Source organism: Methanosarcina spelaei (genome assembly GCF_002287235.1).
Classification (GTDB): domain Archaea; phylum Halobacteriota; class Methanosarcinia; order Methanosarcinales; family Methanosarcinaceae; genus Methanosarcina; species Methanosarcina spelaei.
Genome location: NZ_LMVP01000156.1, coordinates 1 through 4,164 on the forward strand (window position 1 = coordinate 1; position 4,164 = coordinate 4,164).

Below are 4,164 nucleotides of genomic sequence, written 5' to 3' on the forward strand. Positions count from 1 at the left end.
GCTGCTGATCCATAATTAACTGCTGATCTCATATTTAGCTGCTGATCCATATTTAGCTGCTGATCTCATCCTTATTTATAAGTGGGTCATACTGGCCCAATTATTTATATGTTTCCATGAATTTTTTTTAATCCCGTTAAATTGACACCTTACCTATACAGGTGCTTATAGAAAGCGTTATCCGACAACGAAAATTTTAAGCTCAATAGCCTGCAAATATCTCTTCTATTTTGTAAATTTTCCAGTTTTATGTTCTCAAGTTATTACCGGATGAGAAATTTGTTAACGCCAGAAAAACTATATAATTCCGCCTCATAAATTATTTTGATAATATGCAAAATTTTGATAACAAGCAAAAATTAGAGCCTCTTACCCTGATCTTCAGCCATCAGAATTTCTTTCAAAATACTCCAGATTTAATCCCCAGAGAGATTTACCCCTGCTTTTCCCTGGAAGGCAGTGAAATTAAACTCATCTCTGGACCCGCTCATGCAGGTAAAACCACTTTCATGAGTCAGGTTGCCAGTAACCTGGTTGGAGTAAAAATTTATATTGATTTTGAAGACAATCGGATGCAGGAGCTAGGATCTGGATATTTACAGGCAATTGAGGATACTGCAGCCGAAATTCGCAAAAAAGAAACTGAAGGCGAAGAGGGGCAAATTTTCTATTTTTTTGATGAAATTCAAAATCTCCAGGGGTGGGAGAGCTGGGTTGACAGGCTTCACAGGCAAGGGGCAGAAGTTTATCTAACTTCATCGAGATCAAAATTAATAAATGAGTTTTCCTCCAGGTTTCCAGGTAGATGTAGACATTTAAAGATTTTCCCATTCTCTTTTAAGGAATACTTGCTGATTAAAGGTAACGAAATTGAAGAGCCTAATTTTCTAACCACTTCCAGCGATGAACTGTTATGTATGTTTTTGCAGTATTTCGAAAACGGTGGTTTTCCGGATGTAATCAAAAACAATGACATCAGTCTTTCCCGTAAATATTTTGAAGAAGGGTTAAAAAAAGGAGATGCACACGGGTATGATATCCAGAAGTTAAAAAAGCTTACCATATTCCTGATCTCGAATATGGCTTCGGAGTACTCTCTTGAGACCCTGAAAAAAGTTAGTGGAATTGAGAATGATGAATTAATAGAGACCTATCTGAACTATCTCGAGGACATTTTCGTGCTGTATCGGGTTCCAAAACTCAATAGCCTGCAGGAAAACGGGAAGGAAAAAGACATTCCTTGCAAGGTTTATGTAGGCGATACCGGCTTTTTCAAGGCAGTATATCCAGGCTACCCTGACAGCCTTGGGCTGAGATTTGAGAACCTTGTATTCCTTGAGTTGCTGAGAAAGGAAAAACAGGTATTCTACTTCCAGAACAAAAGAGAATGTGATTTTGTTATTAAGGAAAAAGACAGTCAGAAAGTTTCAGCTGCAATTCAGATCTCGGTTTGCTTCGGAAACCCTGTAGTGAGGGAAAGAGAAATTCTGGGACTCATGGAAACCCTGGATGAGTACGACCTGGAACAGGGGCTTGTTCTGACAATGGACGATGAAGAGACCATCCAAGTTGACGGCAAAAACGGAAAGAAAATAATCACGGTTAAACCGGTATGGAAATGGATGCTAGAGTGAACTATCACTCATCTAAAGACTGAGTGGCTTCTTGGTTGATTCTAATTTTATCACAAAACTGCTCCGTGCTAAATCACTTATAGCCTGTGCCAAGTGATAATCTTTAACCATATCTTTCACATTCAGAGCTTCCATAGCTATTGCCTGGTTTTCGCAACGAATCTAAAAGAGAGTTTGTTCTGGAAATCATTTATCTGATTTGTTATTTTATCGTGGAGCACAGCAAGCCTTTGTTTAGCTTTTGCCCTGTTATTAGAGCCTTTCTGTTTTCGGATACTCTTTTAGAATATGGAAAACACAAAAGAAATATCGGAAAAGTATTATGGGGTGAAAAGACGATATGGAATGAGGGATATTTTGCATTTACCATCAGAAGGTAGTAAAGGAGCTGCCGAATATTAAATACGGAATAAGGGTTGAAGTTGACGCTTATATCCCCTGAGCTAAAAAATCAGAGGTTTTACGATTCGTAATATAAAGAAAGAACCGAGTAAAAAGAGAACATTCATGTAAATGTTATAGAGAATTTCGATAAACCTCAGTTTATGGCTGGTTGCTTATAAATGGTATATAAGTAACTTCTTGATATTAGAGGTTTATCGAAATTCTCTAATAATAACTTTCGAACTTTGCGGAAACATGCAACAAAAGGTAAAAATGAAAAGAAACCGGAAAGTGAACTTTCCATACTTAATTTTTTATTCGGGATTTTTCTCGAAATCATAAATCTTAAGGGGATAGTTCAGGCTTCTTTGATTCTCAAACCTCTGTTTGTATTTCGATGCTTCTTTCTCATTTTATACTGAAGTTTCTTACACTGAAATTTCACCAAAAATTGCATCTTTTTCCACAGCTTTTCCTTCTTTTGCTTCTCTCTGGGAATAAAACCATAGCGGAATATAGAGACAAAGCACGAAAAAGCCTATCCCTGTAGTAGCCCAGCCTAGTTCAAGGCTGTTGAGGTAAATTATCCCCACCAGAAAGAAGGGGACATTCAAAATTGCCGTAATCAGTGCTACGTTTTTCCAGCCGTGTGGGGCTTTAAAGGGTCTTTCTAATTTTGAGAGCTCAGGGTCATTCCTTACCTTGAAATACGTATAGAGACTGATCCCGTTAGCACACATATATCCGATTGCAGAAGCTGCAAGAATTGCAGTAGGATTTCCCAAAAGGATTAAACACATATTGAACATGGCATCGGCAGCCATCGCGTTCATCGGGTGCCCATGAGAATTAAGTTTGCTTAAAAATGCAGGAAGGTTGCCTTGAATTGACATCGAATAAATTGACCTTGCAGAGGAGAGAAATGCAGTCTGGATAATCAGTAGCATGGCTCCAATAAGCATTATTATCGAGATGGAAGCCCCAATAGAGCCCAGAGAAAGATTTGCAAGAGGAAGCATAGGAGACACAGGCTGGGCAAGTACTTCATCAACTCCAAGAGTGCCTATTACAGATGTCTGAACCAATACATAAAGCACGAGACAGATTCCTCCGCAGATTAGTAGTGCTTTTGGAGTATCAGTATTGGGGTTCCTGTATTCTGGCCCGTAAATTGCTGCGGTTTCCCAGGCACAGGCACTCCATTCTGCCATTGCGAAAAGCCCGAAAATAATGAGTACGTGCTGTAGATCCCAGGTCCAGTCAACAGGAAACCATGAGCCTGTAATATTAGCAATATGAAAATCCCCTGTAAGGAACGGAGCAAGTGTAATAACCATAAGAGGAATCAAAGATACTACCGCTAAGATGTACCCTGCTTTTGCTCCATTCTTGAGCCCTTTTGAATTTATAATTGCAAGTGTGCCAAAGATAAATCCACCTGCCAATAAGGAAAGCAATGTCTTGGGGATTACAGCAAGAGTTGGTATCAAGCCCTGAAGGTAGTCTCCTATCAGGATCGCATAAATTGCAAGTACAGGACTCCAGCCGAACCAGTAACTCCAGGCGCTGAAACCGCCTATGAACTTACCAAACTTAAATTTTCCTTGATTGATTTTATTCGAATTTGAGCCAAAAACGGTTTGGGTATAACCTGGTAAACCCGAAGCCTTCGGAAAAACCGTTGAAAGCTCTCCGAATGCGATGTTCTGGATAAAGCCAAGTAAAATAGTCAGGCCCCATAATATTATTGAAAAAGCCCAGACATAGCCTGTAAAATAACCTATAGATGGTAGGATTAACAAAGGAACACCAAGAGCTATTGCAAGCCCTTGCTTCCAGTCAATACTTCTTTCAAGCTCCTTTGGCTCGCAGTGTGCCCTGCTGCGGTCTCCTGCCGTATTCAGGTCAGTTTGAGGGCAAGTTTGAGAAGGAGAAAGAGAGTTGTTACTAGTCGTAAAATCACCTTTGCTCAGATTTTTTCAGGCAATTTGTTTTCTGAAAATGTTGCAGGAATTAATCTTAATATCGAGCAGCTTTTCAATGTTCATCTTTGCAGCAATACCTTTTGCAGCACCTGGTACTGATGTTACTACACCGATATCGAGTTCTTCACGCAGCTCCCGCATAACGTGCTCGTCTACGAGGT

At 39.6% G+C, this 4,164-nt stretch carries 2 protein-coding genes and 2 pseudogenes; 1 reads left to right on the top strand and 3 read right to left on the bottom strand.

Going from position 1 to position 4,164, the window contains the following annotated elements; genetic code table 11:
• Positions 1–332 precede the first annotated feature (332 nt).
• The gene (locus ASJ81_RS09270) at positions 333–1,634 is read left to right on the top strand and encodes an ATP-binding protein (protein WP_095644224.1); all 1,302 of its coding nucleotides are present in this window, start codon (positions 333–335) and stop codon (positions 1,632–1,634) included.
• A gap of 39 nt (positions 1,635–1,673) precedes the next feature.
• Here the strand turns inward: ASJ81_RS09270 and ASJ81_RS23705 are convergent.
• The 3 genes and pseudogenes from ASJ81_RS23705 to ASJ81_RS09285 all read right to left on the bottom strand — a co-directional run.
• Positions 1,674–1,915, bottom strand: a pseudogene (locus ASJ81_RS23705) (transposase); the annotation flags it as partial.
• Positions 1,916–2,446: 531 nt separating this feature from the next.
• Entirely contained in the window at positions 2,447–3,922 is a 1,476-nt protein-coding gene (locus tag ASJ81_RS09280; protein ID WP_095644225.1) for an APC family permease, read from the bottom strand.
• A gap of 75 nt (positions 3,923–3,997) precedes the next feature.
• Positions 3,998–4,164 (bottom strand): annotated as a pseudogene (locus tag ASJ81_RS09285) ([dimethylamine--corrinoid protein] Co-methyltransferase); the annotation flags it as partial.

Coding starts and splice junctions, on each gene's coding strand:
- ASJ81_RS09270 (WP_095644224.1), top strand. CDS start 333: ATGCAAAATTTTGATAACAAGCAAAAATTAGAGCCTCTTACCCTGATC.